Annotated in this window: 27 protein-coding genes and 2 pseudogenes; 19 read left to right on the forward strand and 10 right to left on the reverse strand. The window is 66.7% G+C overall.

The features are described from left to right. Positions 1-56 precede the first annotated feature (56 nt). The 10 genes and pseudogenes from ACYVD0_RS11275 (at position 57) to mazG (ending at position 8659) form a co-directional block, all read left to right on the forward strand. Positions 57-758: a response regulator transcription factor gene (locus tag ACYVD0_RS11275; protein WP_460426901.1), complete on the forward strand. Its 702-nt coding sequence runs from the start codon at positions 57-59 to the stop codon at positions 756-758. Next, positions 759-2084, forward strand: coding sequence for a HAMP domain-containing sensor histidine kinase (locus ACYVD0_RS11280; protein WP_460426902.1), 1326 nt, complete (start codon positions 759-761; stop codon positions 2082-2084). A 190-nt stretch (positions 2085-2274) separates the two neighbouring features. Continuing rightward, entirely contained in the window at positions 2275-4533 is a 2259-nt protein-coding gene (locus ACYVD0_RS11285; protein WP_460426903.1) for a TonB-dependent siderophore receptor, read from the forward strand. Between the two features lie 24 nt (positions 4534-4557). Continuing rightward, entirely contained in the window at positions 4558-4695 is a 138-nt protein-coding gene (locus tag ACYVD0_RS11290) for a hypothetical protein (RefSeq protein ID WP_460426904.1), read from the forward strand. Between the two features lie 24 nt (positions 4696-4719). Continuing rightward, positions 4720-4812 (forward strand): annotated as a pseudogene (locus ACYVD0_RS11295) (hypothetical protein); the annotation flags it as partial. A gap of 160 nt (positions 4813-4972) precedes the next feature. Beyond that, positions 4973-6061 carry a methyltransferase regulatory domain-containing protein gene (locus ACYVD0_RS11300; protein ID WP_460426905.1) on the forward strand — a complete coding sequence of 363 codons (1089 nt, stop codon included), beginning with the start codon at positions 4973-4975 and terminating at the stop codon, positions 6059-6061. A gap of 49 nt (positions 6062-6110) precedes the next feature. Then, positions 6111-6419 (forward strand): iron transporter, encoded by a 309-nt coding sequence (locus tag ACYVD0_RS11305; RefSeq protein WP_460426906.1) that lies wholly within the window; start codon positions 6111-6113, stop codon positions 6417-6419. Beyond that, positions 6419-7410 (forward strand): annotated as a pseudogene (locus ACYVD0_RS11310) (PepSY domain-containing protein). The gene ACYVD0_RS11305 and the pseudogene ACYVD0_RS11310 overlap by 1 nt, the downstream one beginning before the upstream one ends. Next, a complete protein-coding gene (locus ACYVD0_RS11315) occupies positions 7404-7856 on the forward strand; it encodes a DUF3325 domain-containing protein (protein ID WP_460426907.1) in 453 nt (150 codons plus the stop codon). The pseudogene ACYVD0_RS11310 and the gene ACYVD0_RS11315 overlap by 7 nt, the downstream one beginning before the upstream one ends. Then, positions 7826-8659 (forward strand): nucleoside triphosphate pyrophosphohydrolase, encoded by an 834-nt coding sequence (mazG, locus tag ACYVD0_RS11320; RefSeq protein WP_460426908.1) that lies wholly within the window; start codon positions 7826-7828, stop codon positions 8657-8659. The genes ACYVD0_RS11315 and mazG overlap by 31 nt, the downstream gene beginning before the upstream one ends. Positions 8660-8663: 4 nt before the next feature. On the opposite strand, the gene ACYVD0_RS11325 is transcribed toward mazG, so the two are convergent. Continuing rightward, positions 8664-9596, reverse strand: coding sequence for an aspartyl/asparaginyl beta-hydroxylase domain-containing protein (locus tag ACYVD0_RS11325; protein WP_460426909.1), 933 nt, complete (start codon positions 9594-9596; stop codon positions 8664-8666). Between the two features lie 247 nt (positions 9597-9843). On the opposite strand from ACYVD0_RS11325, the gene ACYVD0_RS11330 reads away from it, so the two are divergent. Next, positions 9844-10383 carry a DUF2058 domain-containing protein gene (locus ACYVD0_RS11330; protein WP_460426910.1) on the forward strand — a complete coding sequence of 180 codons (540 nt, stop codon included), beginning with the start codon at positions 9844-9846 and terminating at the stop codon, positions 10381-10383. Positions 10384-10619: 236 nt separating this feature from the next. Here ACYVD0_RS11330 and ACYVD0_RS11335 read toward each other — a convergent pair whose 3' ends face one another. Genes ACYVD0_RS11335 through purM form a run of 3 tightly spaced genes read right to left on the reverse strand, consistent with a single transcriptional unit; the run spans position 10620 to position 13052 of the window. Further along, complete coding sequence (locus ACYVD0_RS11335; protein ID WP_460426911.1) at positions 10620-11336, reverse strand: DUF3108 domain-containing protein; 717 nt, start codon at positions 11334-11336, stop codon at positions 10620-10622. A gap of 13 nt (positions 11337-11349) precedes the next feature. Continuing rightward, positions 11350-11997, reverse strand: a complete 648-nt coding sequence (purN, locus tag ACYVD0_RS11340) for a phosphoribosylglycinamide formyltransferase (RefSeq protein WP_460426912.1) — start codon at positions 11995-11997, stop codon at positions 11350-11352. Beyond that, on the reverse strand, positions 11997-13052 hold the full coding sequence (purM, locus tag ACYVD0_RS11345; RefSeq protein ID WP_460426913.1) for a phosphoribosylformylglycinamidine cyclo-ligase: 1056 nt from the start codon (positions 13050-13052) through the stop codon (positions 11997-11999). Before purM ends, purN begins: the two co-directional genes overlap by 1 nt. 232 nt (positions 13053-13284) lie before the next feature. Here purM and ACYVD0_RS11350 point away from each other — a divergent pair, with 232 nt between their 5' ends. From ACYVD0_RS11350 to hda, 4 genes are read left to right on the forward strand one after another with little or no spacing between them, the layout of a single operon-like run. Next, positions 13285-14289: a DUF2066 domain-containing protein gene (locus tag ACYVD0_RS11350; protein WP_460426914.1), complete on the forward strand. Its 1005-nt coding sequence runs from the start codon at positions 13285-13287 to the stop codon at positions 14287-14289. A 47-nt stretch (positions 14290-14336) separates the two neighbouring features. Beyond that, positions 14337-14885 (forward strand): CDP-alcohol phosphatidyltransferase family protein, encoded by a 549-nt coding sequence (locus ACYVD0_RS11355; protein WP_460426915.1) that lies wholly within the window; start codon positions 14337-14339, stop codon positions 14883-14885. Next, positions 14882-15988: an AI-2E family transporter gene (locus ACYVD0_RS11360; RefSeq protein ID WP_460426916.1), complete on the forward strand. Its 1107-nt coding sequence runs from the start codon at positions 14882-14884 to the stop codon at positions 15986-15988. The genes ACYVD0_RS11355 and ACYVD0_RS11360 overlap by 4 nt, the downstream gene beginning before the upstream one ends. Beyond that, positions 15985-16689, forward strand: a complete 705-nt coding sequence (gene hda, locus ACYVD0_RS11365) for a DnaA regulatory inactivator Hda (RefSeq protein ID WP_460426917.1) — start codon at positions 15985-15987, stop codon at positions 16687-16689. The genes ACYVD0_RS11360 and hda overlap by 4 nt, the downstream gene beginning before the upstream one ends. A gap of 84 nt (positions 16690-16773) precedes the next feature. On the opposite strand, the gene ACYVD0_RS11370 is transcribed toward hda, so the two are convergent. Genes ACYVD0_RS11370 through arsC form a run of 3 tightly spaced genes read right to left on the reverse strand, consistent with a single transcriptional unit; the run spans position 16774 to position 18129 of the window. Continuing rightward, the gene (locus tag ACYVD0_RS11370) at positions 16774-17181 is read right to left on the reverse strand and encodes a DUF2069 domain-containing protein (RefSeq protein ID WP_460426918.1); all 408 of its coding nucleotides are present in this window, start codon (positions 17179-17181) and stop codon (positions 16774-16776) included. A gap of 1 nt (position 17182) precedes the next feature. Further along, positions 17183-17779: an NADPH-dependent FMN reductase family protein gene (gene wrbA, locus ACYVD0_RS11375; RefSeq protein ID WP_460426919.1), complete on the reverse strand. Its 597-nt coding sequence runs from the start codon at positions 17777-17779 to the stop codon at positions 17183-17185. Beyond that, positions 17776-18129: an arsenate reductase family protein gene (gene arsC / locus ACYVD0_RS11380; protein ID WP_460426920.1), complete on the reverse strand. Its 354-nt coding sequence runs from the start codon at positions 18127-18129 to the stop codon at positions 17776-17778. Before arsC ends, wrbA begins: the two co-directional genes overlap by 4 nt. Positions 18130-18225: 96 nt before the next feature. Here arsC and ACYVD0_RS11385 point away from each other — a divergent pair, with 96 nt between their 5' ends. The 3 genes from ACYVD0_RS11385 (at position 18226) to ACYVD0_RS11395 (ending at position 20313) form a co-directional block, all read left to right on the forward strand. Then, entirely contained in the window at positions 18226-19452 is a 1227-nt protein-coding gene (locus ACYVD0_RS11385) for a YihY/virulence factor BrkB family protein (RefSeq protein ID WP_460426921.1), read from the forward strand. 113 nt (positions 19453-19565) lie between these two features. Next, positions 19566-20036, forward strand: coding sequence for a TlpA disulfide reductase family protein (locus tag ACYVD0_RS11390; RefSeq protein WP_460426922.1), 471 nt, complete (start codon positions 19566-19568; stop codon positions 20034-20036). A 1-nt stretch (position 20037) separates the two neighbouring features. Beyond that, positions 20038-20313 carry an acylphosphatase gene (locus tag ACYVD0_RS11395; RefSeq protein ID WP_460426923.1) on the forward strand — a complete coding sequence of 92 codons (276 nt, stop codon included), beginning with the start codon at positions 20038-20040 and terminating at the stop codon, positions 20311-20313. A gap of 13 nt (positions 20314-20326) precedes the next feature. Here ACYVD0_RS11395 and ACYVD0_RS11400 read toward each other — a convergent pair whose 3' ends face one another. From ACYVD0_RS11400 to ACYVD0_RS11410, 3 genes are read right to left on the reverse strand one after another with little or no spacing between them, the layout of a single operon-like run. Beyond that, on the reverse strand, positions 20327-20896 hold the full coding sequence (locus ACYVD0_RS11400; RefSeq protein ID WP_460426924.1) for a lytic transglycosylase domain-containing protein: 570 nt from the start codon (positions 20894-20896) through the stop codon (positions 20327-20329). A 10-nt stretch (positions 20897-20906) separates the two neighbouring features. After that, entirely contained in the window at positions 20907-21854 is a 948-nt protein-coding gene (locus ACYVD0_RS11405) for a hypothetical protein (protein WP_460426925.1), read from the reverse strand. A 9-nt stretch (positions 21855-21863) separates the two neighbouring features. After that, positions 21864-23579 (reverse strand): proline--tRNA ligase, encoded by a 1716-nt coding sequence (locus ACYVD0_RS11410; RefSeq protein ID WP_460426926.1) that lies wholly within the window; start codon positions 23577-23579, stop codon positions 21864-21866. A 131-nt stretch (positions 23580-23710) separates the two neighbouring features. Between ACYVD0_RS11410 and ACYVD0_RS11415 the strand changes: the two genes are divergently transcribed. Next, the gene (locus ACYVD0_RS11415) at positions 23711-23908 is read left to right on the forward strand and encodes an FmdB family zinc ribbon protein (protein WP_460426927.1); all 198 of its coding nucleotides are present in this window, start codon (positions 23711-23713) and stop codon (positions 23906-23908) included. Positions 23909-23934: the final 26 nt, after the last annotated feature.

Consider the following 23934-nt stretch of genomic DNA (forward strand, 5'->3'; position numbering starts at 1 on the left):
TAGACGTACTCCGCAGGATATTAAGTAGAATTATTCGCATTTTGCGGAGCCGACGGATGACTTCCTTTCCCAATCGCCACATCCTGGCCATCGAGGACGATCCCCTGCTGGGCGTCCACCTGAACGATCATCTGGCGCGCCAGGGCTTTGCCGTGACGCTGTGCGGCGACGGCCGCGACGGCCTGGTGCTGGCCAGCGAGCGCGAGTTCGACCTGATCCTGCTGGACATCCTGCTGCCCGGCCTCGACGGCCTCGAGGTGCTGGCTCGCCTGCGCCGGCGCCGGCATGCCCCGGTCATCCTGATCTCTGCACTGGGCGACGAGCAGGATCGTATCACCGGTTTCAGTCGCGGGGCCGACGATTATCTGCCCAAGCCTTTCGGCATGGGCGAGCTGCAGGTGCGCATCGAGGCCATCCTGCGTCGCATCGCCTATGAGCGTGGGCAGCCCATGCCCTCGGCCAATTTTCCGTTGCACTTCGATGAGGGATGTTGCGACATCCGCCATGGTGATGCCTGGGCCGGCTTGACCCCTACCGAGTACCGTCTGCTGGAAACCTTCGGGCGCCATCCGGGAGAGGTGCTGAGCAAGCCGTTCCTCTACCAGCAGGTACTGCGCCGCGGCTATTCCCAGCATGACCGGAGCCTGGACATGCATGTCAGCAACATCCGGCGCAAGCTGGCCACCCTCGGTCTGCATGGTGTCCGGCTGGAGGCCGTATGGGGCAAGGGCTATCTGCTGAAGCTGCAGGAGACCTGAATGCCGGGTCGTCATTCGCTGTTCTGGCGGCTGGCCGCGTTGCTGGTCACTTTCTGCCTGCTGGTGATTTCCCTGAGCGGCTCCTGGGGAGACTGGATCGATCTGCAGACTTCTTACCTTTCCGGTGAAGCCCGTCGGCTACTCCGGGGTTATGCCGGCGAGGCCGGACGCGTGGCGTGGGAGGGTCCCGAGGCGGTGGATGCCTTTCTGCGCGACCTGAAGCAGCGGGAGCCGGGGCCGGTCGATCTGCTGGATGGCAATCTGCAGTCGCTGGGGAGCCGGCCGTTGATCGAGGGTGTACGGCTGACCTTCATGCGTCAGCTGGATTGGCCGATGAGTCGGCGTAGCCAGGAGTTGCCGCTGATCTCCATTCCGCTGGTCGAGGGGCGCGGCTATCTGGCCATCCAGTTGCCCGAGCGCTATCGCCCCTGGCGTTACCGTGCGCTGCTCCAGGCCGTGGCCCTCTATCTGATTCCTGCCGGGCTGGCGCTGCTGTTCTGTATTGGACTGTACCGGGTACTGATTGCGCCGCTGGCGCGCCTGCGCGAGCAAGCCAATGCCCTGCATGCGGACAACCTGGGGGCGCGCGTGGATCCGGAAGTCGCCCGTCGTCGCGACGAACTGGGCGAGCTGGGACGCGCCTTCGATCACATGGCCGAGCGCCTGGACGAGTCGCTGGGCCTGCAGCGCCAGTTGCTGCGCGATCTGTCCCATGAGCTGCGCACGCCCCTGAGCCGCCTGCAGGTGGCCAGCGAGGCCGGGCTGAGCGGCGCCGAACTGGAGGAGAGGGTCCGCCGCGAGGTCGGTGCCATGCGGACCTTGGTGGACAGCACCCTGGAGCTGGCCTGGATGGATACCGAACGGCCGCAGCCGGCGCTGGAGCCGGTGGAGGTCGGCGCCCTCTGGGAGATCCTCTGCGAGGACGCCTGTTTCGAGAGCGGCTGGAGCCCGCAGCGTCTTCCCTGCCGGCTGCCGGCGGACTGCCGGGTCCTGGGCAGTCTGAACGGGCTGGCGCGGGCGCTGGAGAACATCCTGCGCAACGCCATCCGTCATTCGCCGGAGGGCGGCTGCGTCTGTCTGGACGGCCGTCGCGAGGGCGACGAGTGGCTGCTGTGGGTCGAGGATCGGGGGCCCGGGGTGCCGGAGGGCGAGCTGGAACGCATCTTCCAGCCCTTTACCCGGCTGAATGCCGCACGGCCGGGCGGCGACGGCTTCGGCCTGGGACTGGCGATCGCCCGCCGGCTGATTCGTCAGCAGGATGGCTGGCTGTGGGCGGAGAACCGTCATCCGGGGCTGCGGCTGGTGCTGTCCCTGAAAAATGTATAGATCGTAAATGAGCCTTATTATTAAATAAGAATAAATAGTATTTGCCTACAACTTTGTAGTGCGTCGCCATCGCCGGGTCGAGAGTCCCGGTCGGGCCGACCGTCGGGACCCTGTTCTTCGTCGCTCGTGCTCGATCCCGACTCGCCTGGACAGATGGCCGGCTCGCCCATGCGTAGAAGTGAGGTAAGGCATGTACTCGCGTTTCAGGCTCGCACATCTGCCCCTGGCATTGCTGGCGGTTTCTTCACCCTCCCTGGAAGCGGAGGAGGCTGCCGAGGAGGGCGCCCATGACAGCGGCGCCTATCAGGAAGGCGAAGGCAGCGTCCTCGCCCTGGATGACGTGCTGGTTACCTCCGAGCGGGAGCTGAAACAGGCCCCCGGCGTTTCCATCATCACCGCCGACGACATCAGGAAGCGTCCGCCGGTCAACGACCTGTCCGACATCATCCGCAAGATGCCCGGCGTCAACCTCACCGGCAACAGCGCCAGCGGCCAGTACGGCAACAACCGGCAGATAGACATCCGCGGCATGGGCCCGGAGAACACCCTGATCCTGATCGACGGCAAGCCCGTGCGCTCGCGAAGCTCGGTGCGCATGGGGCGCAGCGGCGAGCGCAACACCCGCGGCGACACCAACTGGGTGCCGGCGGAGCTGGTAGAGCGCATCGAGGTGCTGCGCGGTCCGGCGGCGGCGCGCTACGGTTCGGGGGCGGCCGGCGGGGTGGTCAACATCATCACCAAGGCACCGACCGAAAAGACGCATGGCTCGCTTTCCTGGTACGCCAACAGCCCGGAAAGCGAGTACGAGGGACAGACCCGGCGCTACAGCTTCAGCCTGACCGGCCCTGTGGTCGAAGGCCTTTCCTACCGCCTGAGCGGCAATCTCAACAAGACCGACGCCGACGAGCCGGGCCTGAACAGCGCCTACGCGACCGATACCACCATCACCCCGCCGGCCGGCAAGGAGGGGGTGCGCAACCGCGATCTCAACGGCCTGCTGCGCTGGGACCTGAATTCGCAGCAGACCATCGAGGTCGAGGGCAGCTACAGCCGCCAGGGAAACATCTACGCCGGCGACCGGGCTGTCAGCTCGACGGGCTCTGCACTGCTGAACGAGCTGATCGGTCGGGAAACCAATATCATGTATCGTCGCGCCGGCTCCATCACCCACCGCGGCAACTGGGACTGGGGCAGCTCGCAGCTGGTCTTCTCCTACGAGAACACCCGCAACCGGCGCCTCAACGAGGGCCTGGGCGGCGCCCCTGAGGGCAGCATCAACAGCGGCGACAAGTCCACCTCCGAATACGACAACTATGCGCTGAGCGGCGAGGTGAGCATTCCCTTCACCTTCGGCTTCAGCCAGGTGGCGACGCTGGGCTTCGAGTACACCAAGGAAGTGCTGGACGACCCCTACTCGATGAGCCAGAGCACCGCGGGCGGAGGCGCCATTGCCGGGGTCGGTTCCGGCCCCCGCGACAGCGAGGCGACCAACGAGAACGTCGCCTTCTTCGCCGAAAGCAACGTTCATCTGACCGAGCGCTGGACCCTGACGCCCGGTCTGCGCTTCGACAACCACACCCAGTTCGGCAGCAACTGGAGCCCGAGCCTGAACACCTCCTACCAACTGACCGATGCCGTCACCGTCAAGGGCGGTCTGGCGCGGGCCTTCAAGGCGCCCAACCTGTACCAGTCCAACATCAACTACATCTACTTCACCATGGGCATCGGTTGTCCGGCCGACTCGCCGAGCCTGGGCGGCGGCTGCTACGTGCAGGGCAACGACAGCCTGGATGCGGAAAAGAGCTGGAACTTCGAGCTGGGCGTCGCCTACGAGCAGGCCGGCTGGAACGCCGGGGTGACCTATTTCCGCAACGAATACGAAGACAAGATCGAGGCCGGCCTGAACCCCACCGGCCTCACCGAGGGGACCGCCGGCACCGGGCAGATCCTCATGTGGGAGAACGCGCCCAAGGCGGTGGTGGCCGGCTGGGAAGGCACCCTGAACGTCCCGCTGATGGGCTTCGAGGGTGACATCCTGAGCTGGAACACCAACTTCACCTACATGATCGAGAACAAGAACAAGAAGACCGGCGAGCCGCTGTCGGTCATTCCCAAGCTCACCGTCAACTCCATGCTCGACTGGCAGGCCAGCGAGGCGCTCAACCTGAGCCTGAGCATGACCCTCTACGGCTACCAGGATCCGCGCCGGCTGAGCGGCACGGGCGCCGCGGAAAGCGGCGATGCCCTCAAGCAGCGGGGCGGCTATACCCTGTGGGCGATCAACGGCAACTACGAGCTGGACAAGAACTGGAGCTTCGGCGCGGGCATCAACAACCTGTTCGACAAGGAACTCAAGCGCGAGGGCACCAACTCCTCCACCGGCGCCGGGGCGGCCAGCTACAACGAGCCGGGCCGGGCCTACTACGCCTCGGCCAAGTTCTCCTTCTGACCGCCTGCCAGGAGCCGAGCAGCCATGCCGCAAGACACCGGCTACGTACTGGACGTGCCCTATCCCCACCATTTCCAGCGCGAGTCGACGCCGCTCTGGCTGTCCTTCGTCGCGACGGCGCTGGGCGTCGCGGCGCCGGACATCGCCCGGCCCTATTCCTGATGCGAGCTCGGCTGCGGCCAGGGGCTGGGCGCGGCGCTCAACGCCGCGGCCAACTCCCAGGGGCGTTTCGTTGCCGCCGACTTCAATCCGCGCCATATCGCCCACGGCCGCGAGTTGGCGCAGGCCGCCGGGCTGGACAACCTCGAATTCGTCGAGGCCGATTTCGCCTCCCTGGCCGGAATGGCCGAGGCGCAGGGGGGCGCAGCACGACTTCATCGTCCTCGGCGGCGTCTACTCGTGGATCTCCGCATCCGACCGCGAGGCGCTGCATCGCTGCGTGCACCACTGGCTCAAGCCGGGCGGCATTCTCTACCTCGGCTACATGTGCCAGCCCGGCATGGCGTTTCTTTCCGCGATGCAGCGCTTCCTGCGCTGCCAGGGCGACTGCGCGCCGGGCGACTCGGTGGCCCGGCTGCAGGCCGGCCTGGGCCTGCTCGAGCGCATGGAGCAGGGCGGTGCCGGCTTCTTCCGCGAGCATCCGGCCGCGGGAAGCTATCTGGCGGCGGGCCGGCGGGAAGATCCGCGCCAGCTGGCCCACGAGCTGCTCAACGCGCACTGGGAGTCGCTGCACGTGGCCGATGTCATCGAGACGCTGTCTGCCTGCGGCTGCGAGTACCTGGGCAGCGCCACGCCGCTGGAAAACATCGACGCGCTGTCCCTGCCGGGCAACCTGCTGCCCCTGCTGAGCGAGCTGCGCACCCCGGCCGCGCGGGAAACCTTCAAGGACCTGGCGCGCAACCAGTCCGAACGCCGCGATCTCTACCAGTGCGGCGTGCGCCGGCTGGACGAGCAGGCCCATCGCCAGGCGCTGCTCGACCAGGTGGTGACGGCCCTGCCGGGAGCGCCGCAGGGCGGCGGCATCGACTTCGACACCCGCATCGGCCCGGTGCAGGGACAGGCCGGCCTGTTCGGTCCCCTGCTCGAGGCCCTGGCAACGGGGCCACGCTCCTTCGCCGAGCTGGCCCGCCTGCCGGCCCTGCAGGGGCAGACCGGCCTGATCAGCCCGGCCCTGCAGATGCTCGCCTGGGCCGGGCATGTCCATCCGCTGCTGCCGGGCAAGGTCGCGGTCGAGCGTTGCCGGGCCCTGAACCTGGTACTCGCCGAGCGGGTTCTGCAGGGCGCGGATTATGGCCATCTGGCGGCGCCCAGCCTGGGTTCCGCGGTACGCGCCGATCGCCTGCAGCTGATCGCCCTGCGCGTCCTGCTGGAGTACCCCGGCCTCTCCGGCCGAATGCTGCAGGAAACGCTGCGCGCCCTGCTGGGCGACGCCGGCCTCGATCCGGGCGGCAATTTCGGGACGCGCCTGCAGAGGTTCGAGAGGACCGTGCTGCCGCACTGGCGGTGGATGGGACTGTTGGGCGCCTGACGGTGTCGTGTGCCGTCCGACGAATGCGATTTCCCGAGGAGGAGGAGTCTTGAGTACGCAACTGCCACAACGAGCACCCTGGCGGGTCAGGCTGGACACGGGACTGCGGGTCGTCGCAGCCGTCTTCGGCGGCTACGCCTTCACCTACGCCGCCACCGCGGCTCTGGCGCGGCTGTTGCCGCTGGCTCGCTTCGATGCCTTCATGATCGCTACGCTGCTGTCCTTCGCCGCCTATACGGTGTTCATTCTGTGGGCGTTCTCGGCATCCTCGGTGTGGCGCGTCTGGCTGGGCCTCGGCCTGGCCCTGCCGCTGGCTGCCGTCGGCTTCTGGCCGGTCTGGTTCGGAGATGCATTCTGATGCCCGGGAACAGAACCTTCCGGCAGTCCATGACCTGGCTGCATACCTGGGCGGGGCTGCTGCTCGGCTGGCTGCTGTTCGCCATTTTCCTCACCGGTACCCTGACGGTGTTCGACAAGGAGATCAGTTGGTGGATGCAGCCGGAGCTGCGCGACAGGGGTGTCGACCAGCAGAAGGCCGCACGCGTTGCCCAGGACTGGCTGACGCGCGAACACGGTGAGGCCCAGGTATGGAACATCGATCTGCCCACCGAGCGTTCGCCGGTACTGAAGGTGTCGACCGACGAAGATCGCCATGCCGCCCGCCTGGTGCTCAACTGCTGGGCAGTCGCATCGCCCTGACCAAGGGCGATGCGGCGGTCTTCGACGGGGTTTCCGGCAGGCTCCTGCAGGCGCCGCCGGAGAAGCGCCTCAGTGCCCTGACCCAGCGGGTCATGGCCGGACTGCATTTTGCGCAGTTCGGCGGCTATCCGATGCGCTGGCTGTATTTCCTCTGCAGCGCGGTCAGCTGCGCGATGATCGCCACCGGTCTGGTGCTGTTCGTCATCCGCCAGCGCCTCAAGGTGGCCGAGGCGAATGCCGGACAGGGCTTCCGCCTGGTCGAGTGCCTGAACGTCGGCACGGTGGCCGGCCTCATGCTGGGGTGCGTCGTGCTGCTCTGGGCCGGTCGCCTGCTGCCGGCGGATCTGGCCGGCCGTGCCGGCTTGGAAGTGCGCCTGTTCTTCGCCGTCTGGGCCCTGGCGTTCGCCCATGCCTGGCGGCGTCCGCCGATGGCGGCCTGGCGCGAGCAGTTGTGGGCGGTTGTCCTGCTGTGCATGGGGCTGCCGCTGCTCGGGGGCTTCAGCGCGCTGTCCCTCGATAGAACCCGTCTGCTCCTGGAGCTGTGCGTCTTCCTGTGTGGCGCCGTGCTGGGCTGGGCGGCCTGGCGGGTCGGCCGGGCGGATGCCGCCGCTGGAGTGTCCCGTCCGCTGGAAGGAGTCGTGCGATGCTGACCGGATTCACTGCGGGCATGCTGCTCGCCTACACGGGCATGCTCGGGCTCTGCCTGGGGCTCGAACGCCACTACCGCCAGGTCTGGCAGCGGGCGCCGTCGATCTGGCTGCGGCGGACCCTGCGCATCGCCGGCTGGCTGGCACTGGGGCTGGCCTTCCAGGCCTGCGTTCTGGCCTGGGGGGCGGCCATGGGGCCGGTCGGCTGGTTCGGCCTGGTGTCCCTGACGGGCTTCGCCCTGGTGCTGCTGCTGCCCCATGCGCCGCGTCTGGCTGCCGGCCGGGGGCGGGCTGCTCTGGGCGGTTTTCCTGGGCGCCGGTCTCTGGCGTGGCAAGCCGTTCTGAGTCCCTGGCGGCAGCCGCGGCGGGATCGCGTTATGCTCGCGGCTTCCGCCCCCGGACCGAACAGGAAGATTCCATGTATCGACTCGACGACCTGCTGCACCTGATGGCCCGCCTGCGTGATCCGCAGCACGGCTGTCCCTGGGACCTGCAGCAGTCCTACGCGAGCATCGTCCCGCATACCCTCGAGGAGGCCTACGAAGTTGCCGATGCCATCGAGCACGGTGACTTCGAGCACCTGCCGGGCGAGCTCGGCGACCTGCTGTTCCAGGTGGTCTACTACAGCCAGCTGGCGCGGGAGGAGGGGCGCTTCGACTTCGCCGCGGTGGTCGACGGCATCACCCGCAAGCTGATCCGCCGGCATCCCCACGTGTTCCCCGACGGCGATCTGTACGGCGCGCCGGATCTGCCGAAGCTGGCCGAAGCGGCCATCCGCCAGCGCTGGGAGGAGATCAAGGCCGAGGAGCGGGCGGAGAAGGCCGCCGCGCCCGAGCAGCTGTCCCTGCTCGACGACGTGCCACAGGCCCTGCCGGCATTGTCCCGGTCGGTCAAGTTGCAGAAGCGCGCCGCCCGGGTCGGTTTCGACTGGCCGGAAGCGCTGGTGGTGGTGGACAAGCTGCGCGAGGAGCTGGACGAGCTGCTGGAGGCGATGAGCGGGAACGACCGGCAGGCCATCGCCGATGAGCTCGGCGATGTGCTGTTCGCCGCGACCAACCTGGCGCGGCATCTCGCGGTCGATCCGGAGGCTGCTTTGCGCGGTGCCAACCGCAGGTTCGAGTGGCGTTTCCGCTTCATCGAGCAGGCCCTGCGCGCCGACGGACGCAGCCCCGAGGGCTGCAGCCTGGACGAGCTGGAGGCCCTGTGGGCCGAGGCCAAGCGTGTCGAGCGCGACGAGTCGGGCTGCGCCTGAGCCTTCAGCCGATGAGCCAGAGGTACAGCAGTGTCGCCAGCAGTGCAGCGAGGACCGGGCGCAGCGCCCGATAGGCCTTCGGATGACGGCGCTTGAACGTCCGGACCCGTCCGCCCAGGGCGTTGCCGATGCGCTTGAAGCCGCCGTAGGCGCGGTTGATCGCGCCGACCCGTTCTCCCTCGACGTTCTGCGGCGCTGTGGCCCGGCCAAGGACGTCGCTGATCCAGCGGTTGAGCTGGCGCAGCGGCACCGGTAATGGCCGTTCGACATCGCAGAACAGGATCAGGCGCGACTGGTTGGTCTCGTTCAGCACCCAGTGTACGTAGGTCTCGTCGAACATCACGTCCTCGCCGTCGCGCCAGGCATAGGGCTCGCCATCGACATGGATGCGGCAGGCGTCAGAGTTCGGCGTGGCCAGACCCAGGTGGTAGCGCAGCGAGCCGGCGAAGGGGTCGCGATGCGGATTGAGGTGGCTGTGGGCCGGCAGCCGGGCGAACATCGCCCCCTTCACCGAAGGGGTCCGGGCGAGCAGTTCGAGGGTCCTGGGGCACAGCCGGCGGGCTGACGGCAGTTCGCCCTCGGCGTACCAGGTCAGGTAGAAGCGTTTCCAGCCCTTCTTGAAGAAGCTGCCGAAGCCGGCCTCGTTGTCGTGCAGGGCGGCACGGATGTAACCTTCGTCGAACAGCGCCTGGGCTTCGTCGCGGATGGTCTGCCAGTTGTCGCGCAAGAGGTCCAGTTCGGGAAAGTCGCGGCGTTCCACATAAGGCCGTGAAGGCGTCCGGGAGAAGAGCTGCATCAGAGCGTTGTACGGCATGAACAGCGCCGAGTAGTTGACCATCTGGCGCAGCAGGGGCAGGCGGGCGCGGCCGCGAAAGTGTATGAAGAGGATGCTGGCGAGAAAGGTGCCCAGTAGCGAGGCTTTGATGAAAAGTGGCATGGCTTTGATCCGTCGAGACTACCGCGAGGTGCTGATGAAATGTATAACCCTTGTCCGGGGGTCGCCAGTGGCTGTGTCGCCGGCCATTAGTGGGCTTGCACTCCGGACCTTCAGGCTGGAGGATTGACCCCCAGCCGGCAGGTAGCGGAAAGCGCCAGTTCATCCTTTCCCCGGTCTGCCCGTGTCGCTGAAGTTTGCCCCTGAAAACGAACGCCCGCATCGCCGGGCTGTTGGAAGATCTCTTACGATGAGTATGTCATTGCGCGACCAGTTGCTGAAAGCCGGGCTGGTCAACGAGAAGCAGGCCAAGCAGGCCGGCAAGCAGAAACAGAAGCAGGAGCGCCTGGAGCGCAAGGGCCAGATCGAGAAGGACGATGCGCAGCGCCAGGCGGCGCTCCAGGCCCAGGCCGAGAAGCTCGCCCGCGACCAGGAGCTGAACCGCCAGCAGCAGGAGAAGGCCGAGCAGAAGGCGCGTGCCGCGCAGGTCAAGCAGCTGATCGAGGTTTCCCGCCTGCCCAAGCTGAGCACCGACGACTACTACAACTTTGTCGACGACAAGAAGGTCAAGCGCCTGCCGGTGAACACCATGATGCGCGACAAGCTCAGTCGCGGCTCGCTGGGCATTGTCCGCCACGGCGGCGGCTACGAGGTGGTGCCGCGCGAGGCGGCGCTGAGGATCCAAGAGCGCGATCCGCGCCGGGTGGTGCTGCTCAATACCCCGACCGAGGCTCCGGACGAGGACGATCCGTACGCCGCCTACCAGATTCCCGACGATCTGATGTGGTAGGGCTGCAGAAACGACAAAGCCGGCGCAAGGCCGGCTTTGCTGCAAAATGCTGGGCTCAGAGGTTGTGAAAAATTCAAGCGGCTGCTGCGCCCCCCTTCAAAACAGCCGCTAAAACGTTGCGCTACGTGAAAAGTAAGACCATTTGGCTCATAAACTCTCCCGCTTTTCACATGGCACGCCTTTTTGAAGGGGATTGGAGAGGCTCTCACGGCACTGTTCGATTTTTTCACAACCTCTCAGTCGAGCCGCCCCTTCACCGGGCGGCCGTCGACCGTGCCGTCCTTGAGCATGATCTGGTATTCCTTGCCGTCCTCTTCTACCTGGTGCAGGCGCACTAGCAGGTAGTCCCAGTCCTTGGCGAGCCAGAACACTGTCTTGCGGCCGCTCTGGGTCGGGTCGCGCACGCGCTCGACCTTGATCGCTTCGATCAGTCCGGCCCGGGTGCGCACGTTCTCGCTGCCCAGCACGCGGAAGTCGTAGGTTTCGACCTCGTCGCCGTCGAGCACCTGGTAACTCATGCTCTTCTTGCCTTCGGCGACGTCCTGCTGCAGCACCAACTGGTAGAGGGACTTGTCCAACAGGCCGCGGTTGAGTGGCAGGCTCACGGCTTTGCCGCGGTCGCTGCCCTGGACCTTCTTGGTCTTCCAGTCGAAATCGTGCTTGACCTTCTTGCTCTTGCCCATTCCGCCGCGCTCGTAGCGGTAGGCGAGCGGCACGAGGCGACCGTTCTCGACGGTGAAGGTGCTTTGCTCGGTCACGCTGGCGACCAGCATGCTGGCCTCGAACTCGTACTCCCAGCGCGTGCCGTCCAGCTGCTTCAGCGTGCGCTCGGCGGAGCCGCTGACCGGCAGTTGCTTCCAGTCGGCGGTATAGCTGGCGAAGAACGGCTTCAGCTCGAAGGCATAGGTGGGTGCTGCCAGCAAGGCAAGGATGAACAACAGGGCGCCACGCATAACGTCTCCTATCCTAGGTTCGAATGAGATGGCCGGTGGTCGGCAGTATTTCTCCATCCAGCATGGCTCCTTCCGGAGCCAGCCGCAGGCGACCCTCGGCGAACCAGCGCACGGCCTGCGGGTAGATCCGATGTTCCTGCAGATACACGCGCAGGGCCAGGCTTTCCACGGTGTCGCCCGGCTGTACCGGAACCACCGCCTGGATGATCAGAGGGCCGCCATCGAGCTCTTCGGTGACGAAGTGCACGCTGCAGCCATGTTCGCTGTCCTGGGCCTCCAGCACGCGGCGATGGGTGTGCAGGCCCTTGTGGCGAGGTAGCAGGGATGGATGGATATTCAGCAGGCGGCCAGCGTAGTGGCGGACGAAGGCGGGGGTGAGGATGCGCATGAAGCCGGCGAGGATCACCAGGTCGGTCTGGAAGACGTCGATCGCTGCCATCAGTGCGGCATCGAAGGCCTCGCGGCCTTCGTAGACTTGGTGGTCGAGCACCTGAGTGGCGATGCCGGCGTTCTTCGCCCGGGTCAGACCGTAGGCATCGGCGCGGTTGGAGAGCACCGCCCGGATCTGCAGCGGATTGCCTTCGCCCTGGCTGTCGATCAGCGCCTGCAGGTTGCTGCCGGAGCCGGAGATCAGCACCACGGCATTGCAGGGGCCGGCCATCAGTGCGCCTTCAGGTTGTTCAGCAGGACGCGCTCGGCGCCTTCGCCGGCGGCGATGCTGCCGATGAGCCAGGGCTGTTCGCCAGCCTCGCGCAGCACGGCGAGGGCCTGTTCGACCTTGTCCTGGGCAACGCAGACGATCATGCCGACACCGCAGTTGAGCACGCGGTGCATCTCGCGCTCGTCGACATTGCCTTTCTCCTGCAGCCAGTCGAATACCGCCGGCCGGGTCCAACTGGCCACATCGATCATCGCCTGGGTGCCCTGCGGCAGCACGCGAGGGATGTTCTCGGTGAGGCCGCCGCCGGTGATGTGGGCCATGGCCTTGACCGCACCGGTTTCCCCGATGAGTTTCAGCAGCGGCTTGACGTAGATGCGCGTCGGCGCCATCAGCAGGTCGGCCAGCGGCTTGCCGTCCAGGCTGGCGCTGGCCACTTCGGTGCCGCTCACCTCGAGGATCTTGCGGATCAGCGAATAGCCGTTGGAGTGCGGGCCCGACGAGGGCAGGGCGATCAGTGCGTCGCTGGCGACGACCTTCGAGCCGTCGATGATCTCGCTCTTTTCCACCACGCCGACGCAGAAGCCGGCCAGGTCGTAGTCCTCGCCCTCGTACATGCCGGGCATCTCGGCGGTCTCGCCGCCGACCAGGGCGCAGCCGGCCATCTCGCAACCTTCGCCGATGCCGGTGACCACGCGGGCGGCAACGTCGACGTTGAGCTTGCCGGTGGCGTAGTAGTCGAGGAAAAACAGGGGCTCGGCGCCGCACACCACCAGGTCGTTGACGCACATGGCCACCAGGTCGATGCCGATGCTGTCGTGCTTGCCGAGGTCCATTGCCAGGCGCAGCTTGGTGCCGACGCCGTCGGTGCCGGAGACCAGTACCGGCTGCCTGTAGCCGGCCGGGATTTCGCACAGGGCGCCGAAACCGCCCAGGCCGCCCATCACTTCAGGGCGCGCGGTGCGCCTGGCCACGCCCTTGATGCGTTCGACCAGTGCTTCACCTGCGTCGATGTCTACACCGGCGTCCTTGTAGCTCAGGGAGGGTTGCTTGCTCATGGATCAGGCCTTCAGGGAAATTCGGGATTCGACCGGGGCTGAGGGCCGGTCTGCAGGACAGGCGATTCTATCAGGCTTGTCCGATAGCGACCACAGAGCGGCCCGGCCAGCGGCGCCACGTGCCCCGGAATGCGGCCTGCGCGGCTGGTGCTCGCGGTTGCCGGGGAATCGACGGCTGTTTAATGTATACCCCCATTCGCGGCCCCTGCGCCGCCAAGCCGAGATTTTTGTCATGCGCCCGATCGCCCGTCTGCTCCTGCTTTGCCTGTCGCTGCTCAGCCTGCCTGCTCTTGCCGAGCCGTTCGCCGGCCTCTATCAGGTCCGTGAGCCGGTCGCCAGCCAGCGGCCGGCGGCGCGCGACCAGGCTCTGCGGCGGGCCCTGGACACCCTGCTGGTGCGCCTGACCGGCAATCCGGCAGTGCTGCAGAATCCGGCCCTGGCCGCCGCGCGCCAGGATCCACAGCAGCTGATCTTCAAGTATGGCTACGAAGGGCAGGCGCTGGTGGTCGATTTCGATCCGGCTTCCATCCAGAGCCAGCTGCGCCAGGCCGGCCTGCCGCTGTGGGGGGCCAACCGTCCCAGCCTGCTGGTCTGGTGGCTGAACGAGGCCGGTGGCGCCGCCCAACTGGTCGGCGACGGCCAGGACAGCGCGCAGCCGTTGCGTGATGCCGCCCAGTATCGCGGGTTGCCGCTGCGCCTGCCGATGGCCGACCTCGACGAGCAACTGGTCGCCACTCCAGAGAGCCTGGCCAGTGGCACGGGCCTGGAGAATGCGTCCGGACGCTACAGTGCCAATGCCATGCTCGCCGTGCGAGCCCGACAGGAGGGTGGCAAGTGGCTGGCGCAGTGGCGTCTGTCGGCCGACGGCAGCCAGTCGGAGGGGACCGCCGAGGCGCCGGATGGCGTCGCCCTGGCCGATGCCGTGATGCTGGCGGCGAGCGAGCGGCTGGCGGAGCGCTTCATGGGCAAGCAGGAGGCGACCGAGCGCCTGACCCTGCAGGTGGGAGGCGCCAACCTGGCCCGCTACGCAGAGCTGGAGCGCACCCTCGAACCCTTCGGCGCCCGCCTGCGCCGGGTCGAGGGCGACCGGCTGGTCTACCAGCTCGAGTCCACGGTCGCTCAGGTGCGCTCCCAGCTGACACTGATCGGCCTGCGCGAGGAGGGCGCTGCACCATCGGCGCCCGGCCAGGCGCCGATGGTGCAGCCACGCGAAACGACGTTGAGCTTTCATTGGTGACTAGCCATTGAGATGCTGAAGGGCCGAAGCAGCGGCCGGAGCCGTCCATGCATCACTTGCCCAATCTCCTGACCCTGCTGCGCTTTCTGCTGGTGCCTCCGGTCGCCTGGCTGATTCTCTCCGAGGCATACGGAGCGGCCCTGCTGGTGTTCGTCCTGGCCGGCCTCAGTGATGCGCTGGATGGCTTTCTTGCCCGCCGCTTCGCCTGGGGCAGCCGGCTTGGAGCCCTGCTCGATCCGCTGGCGGACAAGCTGCTGCTCATCGTCAGCTGCCTCTGCTTGAGCCTGGTGGGACTGATTCCCTGGTGGCTGACACTGGTGGTGCTGATGCGGGATGTGCTAATCGTCGTCGGCGCCGTCTGCTACCGCTGGCGGGTCGGCTCCCTGGAGATCAGTCCGAGCCGGCTGGGCAAGCTTTCCACCTTTCTGCAGACCACCCTGGTGAGCGTGGTGCTGCTGCAGGCGAGCCTGCTGCCGGCCTCCGCCGTGCTGCGTCCGCCGCTGATCGCGCTGGTGGTGCTGGGCAGCCTGGCCAGCGCCGTCAACTATGTGCGGGACTGGACCGACAAGTATCGCAGGCACAAGGATTCCACATGACCGATTCGAACCGCTGGCTCTGGCTGGCCGGCCTGTTCTTCGCCGGCTGGCTGATCTATCTGCTGATGCCGATTCTTTCGCCCTTCCTGGTCGGCGTACTGCTGGCCTATCTGGGCGATCCCCTGGTGGACCGTCTGGAGAGCCGCGGGTTGTCGCGGACCTGGGCAGTGGTGGCGGTGTTCGCCCTGTTCGGCCTGCTGCTGCTGCTGGTCCTGCTGTTCCTGGTGCCGATGCTGGGCCGGCAGCTGGTGCATCTCTACGAGTTGGCGCCGTTGATGCTCGACTGGCTGCAACAGGTGGTCCTGCCGTGGGTCCAGGTCAAGCTGGGGCTGGCCAAGGGCTTCTGGCATCTGGACCAGCTCAAGGCGATGTTCGCCGGGCAACTGGACAAGACCACCAACATCGTCAGCCAGCTGCTCAGCCAGGCTACTGCCTCCGGCCTGGCCCTGCTCGCCTGGCTGGGCAATCTGCTGCTGGTGCCGGTAGTGAGCTTCTACCTGCTGCGCGACTGGGACATTCTGGTGGCCAAGCTGCGTACTCTGCTGCCTAGGCGGCGAGAAGGCATGGTGGTGGGGCTGACCGGCGAGTGCCACGAGGTGCTCGGCGCCTTCCTGCGCGGGCAGTTGCTAGTGATGCTGGCGCTCGGCGTCGTCTATGCACTGGGGCTGATGCTGATCGGCCTTGACCTGGGTCTGCTGATTGGCCTGCTGGCCGGGCTGGCGAGCATCGTGCCCTACATGGGCTTCGTGGTCGGCATCGGCGCCGCCCTCATCGCTGCGCTGTTCCAGTTCGGCGGCGATCTCTATCCCCTGCTCGGCGTGGTGGCGGTGTTCACCGTCGGCCAGTTGCTCGAAGGCATGCTGCTGACACCGCTGTTGGTTGGCGACCGGATCGGCCTGCATCCGGTGGCGGTGATCTTCGCCGTCCTTGCCGGCGGCCAGCTGTTCGGCCTCACCGGCGTACTGCTGGCCCTGCCGGTCGCCGCGGTGATCATGGTCTTGCTGCGTCATGTCCACGATTTATATAAACTTTCCGTCATTTATGGAGAGTCCAGCCACGGAGACTCCAGCGGCGGTTCCGTGGAACCGCCCGGGCCGACATGAAACCGATCCAGTTGCCCCTTGGGGTGCGTCTGCGCGACGACGCCACCTTCGCCAATTTCTATCCCGGCGCCAACGCGGCGGCGCTTGGCTATGCCGAGCGACTCTGCGAGCCCGACGCAGGCTGGACCGAAAGCCTGATCTACCTATGGGGGGGCGAGGGCGTCGGGCGCAGTCATCTGCTGCAGGCTGCCTGCATCCGCTTCGAGCAGCGCCGCGAGCTGGCGATCTACCTGCCGCTGGCCGAGGTGGCGGACTACGGTCCTGTGCTGCTGGACAATCTGGAGCAGAGCGAGCTGGTCTGCCTGGACGATCTGGAAGCGATCGCCGGGCGTACGGACTGGGAGGAGGCGCTGTTCCACCTGTTCAACCGCCTGCGCGATTGCGGCCGTCGCCTGCTGCTGTCCGCCGCGGTGCCGCCGCGCGAACTGCCGGTCAAGCTGCCGGACCTGAAATCGCGGCTGACCCTGGCGCTGGTCTTCCAGCTCCAGGGGCTGTCCGATGAGGACAAGCTGCGTGCCCTGCAACTGCGCGCCTCGCGCCGCGGCCTGCACCTCACCGACGAGGTCGGGCGCTTCATTCTCACCCGCGGTTCGCGCAGTATGGCGGCGCTGTTCGAGCTGCTCGACAAGCTGGATCAGGCCTCGCTGCAGGCCCAGCGCAAGCTGACCATTCCCTTCCTCAAGGAAACCCTGGGCTGGTGAAGAACCGGCCGCAGGCTGCTGCCGTACCTGCACGCTGGATCTTGCGCTGCGCTGCGCTGCGCTGCGCGGTTCGCGGAATGGCGCTTATTCCCCCGCCAGCTTGCGCTCGTACTGGAAACGCCAGCGGGTGTAGAGCAGGGCACTGCAGAACAGGGCCAGGCTGAAACCGGCCTCCAGCGTGCCGAACAGCAGGCGGCCTGGTTGAAAGGCGGTGACCACGCCCTGGATGAAGTACAGGTTGACCACGTAGCAGGTCCAGGCATGCACGCGGGCATTGCCGAGCAGCATGCCCGGGGCCAGGATCGCCAAGGGCAGCCAGTGTACGCTGAGGATCACCCAGGGGCGCGCGCCGTGCAGGTCGACGATCAGCAGGTACCAGACGCTGAGCAGCACCACTAGGGCCAGAAATAGTGCCAGGCTGAGCCAGCGGGCCAAGCGCTGGCGCGGCTCCAGCCAGTCCAGTGCCGGCAGCGGTTTGTTCTTCTTGGCCATTTCAGCTTCCCAGTTTGCGCGCAGTCTGCACCAGACGCCGTCCGAGGGCGCGGCAGAGGGCGATTTCATGCTCGTCGAGGGGCCGCTTGCCGTCGCTGCCGGCGTGGTGGCTGGCGCCGTAGGGCGTGCCGCCGCCCTGGGTCTCGAGCAGCGCCGTCTCACTGTACGGCAGGCCGCAGACCAGCATGCCGTGGTGCAGCAGGGGCAGCAGCATCGATAGCAGGGTGGTTTCCTGGCCGCCGTGCAGGCTGGCGGTGGAGGTGAACACAGCCGCTGGCTTGCCGACCAGCTCGCCGGTCAGCCACAGGCTGCTGGTGCCGTCGAGGAAGTATTTCAGCGGGGCGGCCATGTTGCCGAAGCGGGTCGGGCTGCCGAGCGCCAGTCCGGCGCAGTGGCGCAGATCGTCCAGACTGGCATAGAGGGCGCCCTCGACGGGGATTGCCGGAGCCACGGCCTCGCACTCGGCGGAAACCGCTGGCACCGTACGCAGGCGCGCTTCGAGGCCGCCGAGCTCGACGCCACGGGCGATCTGCCGGGCCATCTCGGCAGTGGCGCCGTGGCGGCTGTAATACAGCACCAGGATATAGGATGCGCTCACGGCAGCAACTCCAGGACCTTCTCCGGCGGACGGCCGATCACCGCGCGGTCGCCGGCCACCAGAATCGGCCGCTCGATCAGCCGGGGATGGGCGGCCATGGCCTCGATCAGCTGTGCCTCGCCCAGCGCGGGGTTGGCCAGGTTCAGGGCCTGGTATTCCTCTTCGCCGCTGCGCAGCAGCTGGCGGGCCGGGATGCCGAGCTTGCCGAGCAACTCCTCGAGCTCTGCGGCGCTGGGCGGGGTTTCCAAGTAGCGCACCACCCTGGGTTGCAGGCCGCGGGCCTCAAGCAGTTCCAGCGCGCTGCGGGACTTGGAACAGCGGGGGTTGTGATAGAGCGTCAGATCGGTCATGGGTAGATCGCATCCAGCGGGGTGGGGCCGCTATTCTAACCACCCCGGCGCATGGGTGAACCCTGTGCTCGTTATCGCTCACGATAAGGAAAGGGCATGCGTCAACGCTTTGTCGATATCTTGGATTTCTGGCGTTATCTGTTCGAGCGCTTTCTGGCCGATCATGGCCCGAAGAGCGCCGCAGCGCTGACCTATACGACACTGTTCGCGGTGGTGCCGATGATGACCCTGATCTTCGTCGTGCTCTCGGTCATCCCGGAGTTCCAGGGCGTGGGCGAGCAGATCCAGGGTTTCATCTTCCGCAACTTCGTGCCCTCCAGCGGTGCCATGCTGCAGGATTACCTCAAGACCTTCATCGAGCAGGCGCGCCATCTGACCTGGCTCGGTGTGGGGCTGCTGATGGTCACCGCGCTCCTCATGCTGATGACCATCGAGCATACTTTCAACACCATCTGGCGGGTGCGCCAGCCGCGCCGTGGCCTGTCCAGCTTCCTGCTCCACTGGGCGATCCTCAGTCTGGGGCCGCTGCTGCTGGGGACGGGCTTCGCGCTGAGTACCTACATCACCTCCCTGGCGCTGTTCTTCGATCCCTATGCCCTGGCGGGGGCGAGGATGCTGCTGAACTTCATGCCCCTGGTGTTCAGCGCGGCGGCCTTCACTCTGCTCTATGCGGCGGTGCCCAACACCGTGGTGCCGCTACGCCATGCGCTGCAGGGCGGGCTGTTCGCCGCCGTGCTGTTCGAGGCGGCGAAGGCGCTGTTCGGCCTCTATGTCAGCCTGTTTCCCACCTATCAGTTGATCTACGGGGCCTTCGCCACCGTGCCGCTGTTCCTCCTGTGGATCTACCTGAGCTGGATGATCGTGCTGCTGGGCGCCGAGCTGGTCTGCAACCTGTCCGCCTCTCGGCGCTGGCGGCGCAATCCGCTGCCGCACCTGCTGGTACTGCTGGGCGTGCTGCGGGTGTTCCACCAGAGCCAGCAGTCCGGCCAGGTCGTCCGCCAGCCTGATATGCAGCGTGCCGGCTGGCCGCTGCCCGATGCGGTCTGGGATGAGATCCTCGATTTCCTCGAGCGCGAGCAACTGGTCTACCGCACCAGCGATGGCGGCTGGGTGCTCTGCCGGGACCTGAATCGCTACAGCCTGGAGTTACTGCTGAGTCGTTCGCCTTGGCCGCTGCCGCACCTCGATCAGCTTCCCGAGCGTCTTGACGAGCCCTGGTTCCCGGCCTTGCGCTGTGCCTTGGAGCGACTCCAGCGGGAGCGCGCGGCGCTGTTCGGCGAGAGCCTGGCGCACTGGCTGCAGCCGCCTCCGCCGGAGTCCTGAGCGGCCGCTCCGGATGGGGAGGGTAGATTATATTTACGTGGGAGCCAGCTTGCTGGCGATGCTTTGTTCGACAAGATGTCTGCTGGATCATGGATCGTCGTGGGAGGAGCCTTATGGGAAGGCGAGTGGGAGTCGTCCTGGCGCTGGTCGCCGGACTGGCGCTGGCCGGTTGTAGCGAGGACTGGGGGGTCGACCAGCATGGGCGGACGGTCGCCGCCGAACAGCTGGAAGGCCAGTGGCTGGTGATCAATTACTGGGCGGAGTGGTGCTCGCCCTGCCGCGGCGAGATTGCCCAGTTGAACGCCCTGGCCGAGCAGTATCGGGGCCGTGGCGTGCGCGTCGTCGGGGTGAACTTCGACGGTCTGCAGGGCGCCGAGCTGGCCCGTGCCAGCGAGGCGCTGGGCATCCGCTTCAGCGTGCTGGCGCAGGACCCGGGCGAGCGTCTGCAGTTGCCGCCTGGCGAGGTGTTGCCGGTCACCTATATCGTCGATGCGCAGGGCCGGCTGCGCGAGCGACTGCTCGGCGAGCAGACCGCTGCCGGCCTGACTGCACGCCTGCGGACACTGCGTGGGGAGGAGTCCTGAGATGGCGCGAATCGGCTTGCATGCCTTGGTCAGCGGCAGGGTGCAGGGGGTCTGTTACCGGCAGAGCACGGCGTTGCACGCTGAGCGCCTGGCGCTGGCCGGCTGGGTACAGAACCTTGCCGACGGGCGGGTCGAGGCCTGGGTCGAGGGCGAGGAGACGGCGGTGCGCGAGCTGGCGGACTGGCTGTGGAAAGGCCCCCAGCATGCACGGGTCGACGGGGTGGAGCTGGAGAACGTGACCTTGCAGGGGTTCGTGGATTTTCGCGTGCTGCTCTGAATGGGGTTCGTCGCTACTTGACGTACCAGAAGTCGTGCCACAGGCCGATTACCCGCGATGGGTAGCGGTATTGCCCCAGGCTGCCGTTATAGCGAGCCAGGGCGCGGCTGAGGTCGCCCTTCTCCTTCTTCAGGTAATAGCTGAGGATGGTGCAGCCGTAGCGCAGGTTGGTGGCGTTGTCGGTGAGGTTGTCCTGCGGGCGGCCCAGTTCAGTCTTCCAGAACGGCATGACCTGCATCATCCCCTGAGCGCCGACCGGGGAAATGGCGAAGCGGTCGAAGCGGCTTTCCGCGTGGATCACCGCCAGTACCAGGTCGGGGCGCAGGCCGGCCTTGTTCGCCTCGCGATGCACCGTGCGCAGCAGGCTCAGGCGCTCGGCGTGATCCGGCAGGTAGCGGTTCAGGCGGGTCGACATGTCCAGCAGCCAGACCTCCGCCTCGAAGCGATCAGCGAAACTGTCCGCCTCAGCGACCGTGCGCTGCAGCAGGGTGCGCAGTTCCGGCTCCGGCGCCTGCGGCAGGCTGGCGGCGGCCGGCAGTGGCAGGGCGAGCAGGCAGCGTAGGGCGAGTCGCTGGAGCTGCATGCCGCCGCCCTCAGTGGCCGGAGGGAGCCACCACCCGGCGGCCGCTCTTCTTCAGCAGGCTGTCGAGAAACTCCTGCTGCAGCTCCGGGTCGTGGCGGGTCAGTTCGATCAAGCTCTGTTCCAGCTCGCTGGCTTCCTCCTCCAGGCCGAGTTCTGCGAGTCGCTTGACCCGGTGCACCCATTGCCCGACCTCGTCGCTTTCGAGATCGGCGTAGACCAGGTCGTGGGCCTCACGCAGCTTGCCGCCCAGGCTGCGGCTGACTGGCAGGACGGCTTCCGCGCGGGTGCCGTCCTGGGGGTCCTCCACGTTCAGCTGCAGCCTGGCGACACGGGCGTCCTGCAGGCTGAAGGGGCTGTCGAGCAGGTTCAGGTGCAGAGCGCCGTGGCGGTCGGTGAGTAGTTCGTAGGTCCGTGCCCCGGCCCTGACCGACACCGGCCGTTCGGCCCAGGGCAGGCTGGAGTACTCCGTACGCTCGTCCTTCAGGCGCTCGTCCAGGCGGGCCAGGTTCTGCTGGGAGCGGCCGTTGGACTCGATGTTCATCGCCGGGTTGAGCCCGGCGAAGCCATAGTCGATCCAGCCCTTGGTGGCAAGGTCGGGCAGGTTGCCGAGGGCGACCACGTTGAGCACGTTGGCGGCGATCCCGGCCACCACCGTCATCGCCCCCAGGGGGATCTCGTAGAGTTCCCGCCAGGGCTGGTAGGGGGTATAGCGGTCGTAGCGGCGGCTCACCTCGAACTCGCGGACCTCGAAGGTCCGCTGGTCATGGATGCGGATGCGCCGCTGCGGCAGCTCCAGCATGGCCGGCTCGCCGAGCTCGATCTGCAGGCTGTGGCTCAGGAGTTTGCGTTCGACGCGCTCTTCATGCTCGCTGCGCTGGGGCAGCTGGTTGGCGCAGCCGGCGAGCAGGAGGGCGCCGCAGAGCGCGGCGCCGAGGCACGGGGAGCTTCGGGTGGGCATGGAGTGGAATCAGCGGCCAATGCGGTTGCTAAGGAAGGACGGGAGGTCGGCGGCCGGGATGGCCTGGACTTCGGTCTCGCGGCGGCTCTTGTATTCCAGAGTGCCCTCGGCTAGGCCGCGCTCGCTCACCACGATGCGGTGGGGGATGCCGATCAGTTCCATGTCGGCGAACTTGACCCCGGGGCTGGTCTTCTTGTCGCGATCGTCGAGTAGCACTTCGTAGCCAGCGGCGACCAGCTCGGCGTACAGGCGGTCGGTGGCTTCCTTGACCACGGCGCTCTCGTACTTCATCGGCACCAGCGCGATCTGGAACGGCGCCAGCGCCTCCGGCCAGAGGATGCCGCGCTTGTCGTAGTTCTGCTCGATGGCGGCAGCGACCACGCGGGACACGCCAATGCCGTAGCAGCCCATGAGCAGGGTCACCGGCTTGCCATTCTCGCCGAGTACCTTGCAGTTCATCGCCTCGCTGTACTTGGTGCCGAGCTGGAAGATGTGCCCAACCTCGATGCCGCGCTTGATCACCAGGGTGCCCCGGCCGTCCGGGCTCGGGTCGCCTTCGATCACATTGCGCAGGTCGGCGATTTCCGGCAGCGGCAGGTCGCGCTCCCAGTTGAGGCCGAAGTAATGCTTGCCGTCGAGGTTGGCGCCGGCGCCGAAGTCGCTCAGCAGCGCCACCGAGCGGTCGACGATGCAGGGGATCGGCAGGTTCAGCGGGCCCAGGGAGCCCGGGCCAGCACCGATGGCGGCGCGGATCTCGGCTTCCGAGGCGAATGCCAAGGGGCTGGCGACCTGCGCCAGGTTGGCGGCCTTGATCTCGTTCAGTTCATGGTCGCCGCGGACGATCAGGGCGATCAGCTGGCCTTCCTCGATGCCGTGTACCACCAAGGTCTTGACGGTCTTCTCGATGGGCAGATTGAATTGCCGGACCAACTCGTCGATGGTCTTGGCGTCGGGGGTATCGACCAGGCGCAGTTCCTCGGTCGGCGCACCACGCACTTGCTCGCGGGGGACAGCTTCGGCTTTCTCGGTATTGGCGGCATAGTCGGAGATATCGCTGAAGGCGATATCGTCTTCGCCGGACTCGGCCAGCACGTGGAACTCGTGGGAGCCGGTGCCGCCGATGGAGCCGGTGTCGGCCTGCACTGGGCGGAAGTCAAGGCCCAGGCGGCTGAAGATGTTGCAGTAGGCCTGGTGCATGCGGTCGTAGGTTTCCTGCAGCGATTCCTGGGTGAGGTGGAAGGAGTAGGCATCCTTCATCAGGAATTCGCGGCCGCGCATCAGGCCGAAGCGCGGGCGGATTTCGTCGCGGAACTTGGTCTGGATCTGGTAAAAGTTGATCGGCAGCTGCTTGTAGCTGTTCAGCTCGTTGCGTGCCAGGTCGGTGATCACTTCCTCGTGGGTCGGGCCGACGCAGAACTCGCGGCCATGCCGGTCTCGGATGCGCAGCAGTTCGGGGCCGTATTGTTCCCAGCGACCGGACTCCTGCCACAGTTCGGCGGGCTGGATGGCCGGCATCAGCACCTCCAGGGCGCCGGCCTTGTTCATTTCCTCACGGACGACCGCCTCGGCCTTGCGCAGAGCGCGCAACCCCAGCGGCAGCCAGGTGTAGAGACCGGAGGCCAGCTTGCGGATCATTCCGGCGCGCAGCATCAGCTGGTGGCTGATCACCACGGCATCGGAGGGGGTTTCCTTGAGGGTCGAGAGCAGATACTGACTGGTGCGCATGTTGGGCCGTTCTGTCCGTTGCGGGGGCGGAAAAGTGGCGGGCATTGTACGGCGGCGGATACTGCGCGTACAGAATCGGCGGGGCCTGGGCGGGCTGCACGGGGTCGATTAACCATATATAATCCCCCGCTTTGCCGCTGGTCGATTGTCCGAGCTGCAAGTCGCCCGAGCTGAAGAAGCTGTTCTCGGTGCCAGGCTTCCGCCTCAAGGGCGGCGGCTGGTACGAGACCGACTTCAAGACCGGCGCGAAGAAGAACCTCGCCAGCGGCGACAATGCACCCGCCTGTGCAGCCGGCGGTTGCGGCGGCGCCTGCGCGGCGGCCGAGTGAGCCGCTCCACCCGAATTCAAGAATCG

The organism is Azotobacter armeniacus (assembly GCF_054779355.1).

What these genes read in the sequence shown, in the direction of transcription:
- ACYVD0_RS11290 (WP_460426904.1), top strand. Translation starts at nt 4,558, where the DNA reads ATGCCGCAAGACACCGGCTACGTACTGGACGTGCCCTATCCCCACCAT.
- ACYVD0_RS11335 (WP_460426911.1), bottom strand. Translation starts at nt 11,336, where the DNA reads ATGCGTGGCGCCCTGTTGTTCATCCTTGCCTTGCTGGCAGCACCCACC.
- purM (WP_460426913.1), bottom strand. Translation starts at nt 13,052, where the DNA reads ATGAGCAAGCAACCCTCCCTGAGCTACAAGGACGCCGGTGTAGACATC.
- ACYVD0_RS11325 (WP_460426909.1), bottom strand. Translation starts at nt 9,596, where the DNA reads ATGCCACTTTTCATCAAAGCCTCGCTACTGGGCACCTTTCTCGCCAGC.
- ACYVD0_RS11370 (WP_460426918.1), bottom strand. Translation starts at nt 17,181, where the DNA reads ATGGCCAAGAAGAACAAACCGCTGCCGGCACTGGACTGGCTGGAGCCG.
- ACYVD0_RS11395 (WP_460426923.1), top strand. Translation starts at nt 20,038, where the DNA reads ATGGCGCGAATCGGCTTGCATGCCTTGGTCAGCGGCAGGGTGCAGGGG.
- ACYVD0_RS11400 (WP_460426924.1), bottom strand. Translation starts at nt 20,896, where the DNA reads ATGCAGCTCCAGCGACTCGCCCTACGCTGCCTGCTCGCCCTGCCACTG.
- ACYVD0_RS11285 (WP_460426903.1), top strand. Translation starts at nt 2,275, where the DNA reads ATGTACTCGCGTTTCAGGCTCGCACATCTGCCCCTGGCATTGCTGGCG.
- ACYVD0_RS11405 (WP_460426925.1), bottom strand. Translation starts at nt 21,854, where the DNA reads ATGCCCACCCGAAGCTCCCCGTGCCTCGGCGCCGCGCTCTGCGGCGCC.
- ACYVD0_RS11280 (WP_460426902.1), top strand. Translation starts at nt 759, where the DNA reads ATGCCGGGTCGTCATTCGCTGTTCTGGCGGCTGGCCGCGTTGCTGGTC.
- arsC (WP_460426920.1), bottom strand. Translation starts at nt 18,129, where the DNA reads ATGACCGATCTGACGCTCTATCACAACCCCCGCTGTTCCAAGTCCCGC.
- ACYVD0_RS11275 (WP_460426901.1), top strand. Translation starts at nt 57, where the DNA reads ATGACTTCCTTTCCCAATCGCCACATCCTGGCCATCGAGGACGATCCC.
- purN (WP_460426912.1), bottom strand. Translation starts at nt 11,997, where the DNA reads ATGGCCGGCCCCTGCAATGCCGTGGTGCTGATCTCCGGCTCCGGCAGC.
- ACYVD0_RS11385 (WP_460426921.1), top strand. Translation starts at nt 18,226, where the DNA reads ATGCGTCAACGCTTTGTCGATATCTTGGATTTCTGGCGTTATCTGTTC.
- ACYVD0_RS11355 (WP_460426915.1), top strand. Translation starts at nt 14,337, where the DNA reads ATGCATCACTTGCCCAATCTCCTGACCCTGCTGCGCTTTCTGCTGGTG.
- ACYVD0_RS11330 (WP_460426910.1), top strand. Translation starts at nt 9,844, where the DNA reads ATGAGTATGTCATTGCGCGACCAGTTGCTGAAAGCCGGGCTGGTCAAC.
- ACYVD0_RS11350 (WP_460426914.1), top strand. Translation starts at nt 13,285, where the DNA reads ATGCGCCCGATCGCCCGTCTGCTCCTGCTTTGCCTGTCGCTGCTCAGC.
- ACYVD0_RS11360 (WP_460426916.1), top strand. Translation starts at nt 14,882, where the DNA reads ATGACCGATTCGAACCGCTGGCTCTGGCTGGCCGGCCTGTTCTTCGCC.
- hda (WP_460426917.1), top strand. Translation starts at nt 15,985, where the DNA reads ATGAAACCGATCCAGTTGCCCCTTGGGGTGCGTCTGCGCGACGACGCC.
- ACYVD0_RS11315 (WP_460426907.1), top strand. Translation starts at nt 7,404, where the DNA reads ATGCTGACCGGATTCACTGCGGGCATGCTGCTCGCCTACACGGGCATG.
- ACYVD0_RS11390 (WP_460426922.1), top strand. Translation starts at nt 19,566, where the DNA reads ATGGGAAGGCGAGTGGGAGTCGTCCTGGCGCTGGTCGCCGGACTGGCG.
- ACYVD0_RS11410 (WP_460426926.1), bottom strand. Translation starts at nt 23,579, where the DNA reads ATGCGCACCAGTCAGTATCTGCTCTCGACCCTCAAGGAAACCCCCTCC.
- mazG (WP_460426908.1), top strand. Translation starts at nt 7,826, where the DNA reads ATGTATCGACTCGACGACCTGCTGCACCTGATGGCCCGCCTGCGTGAT.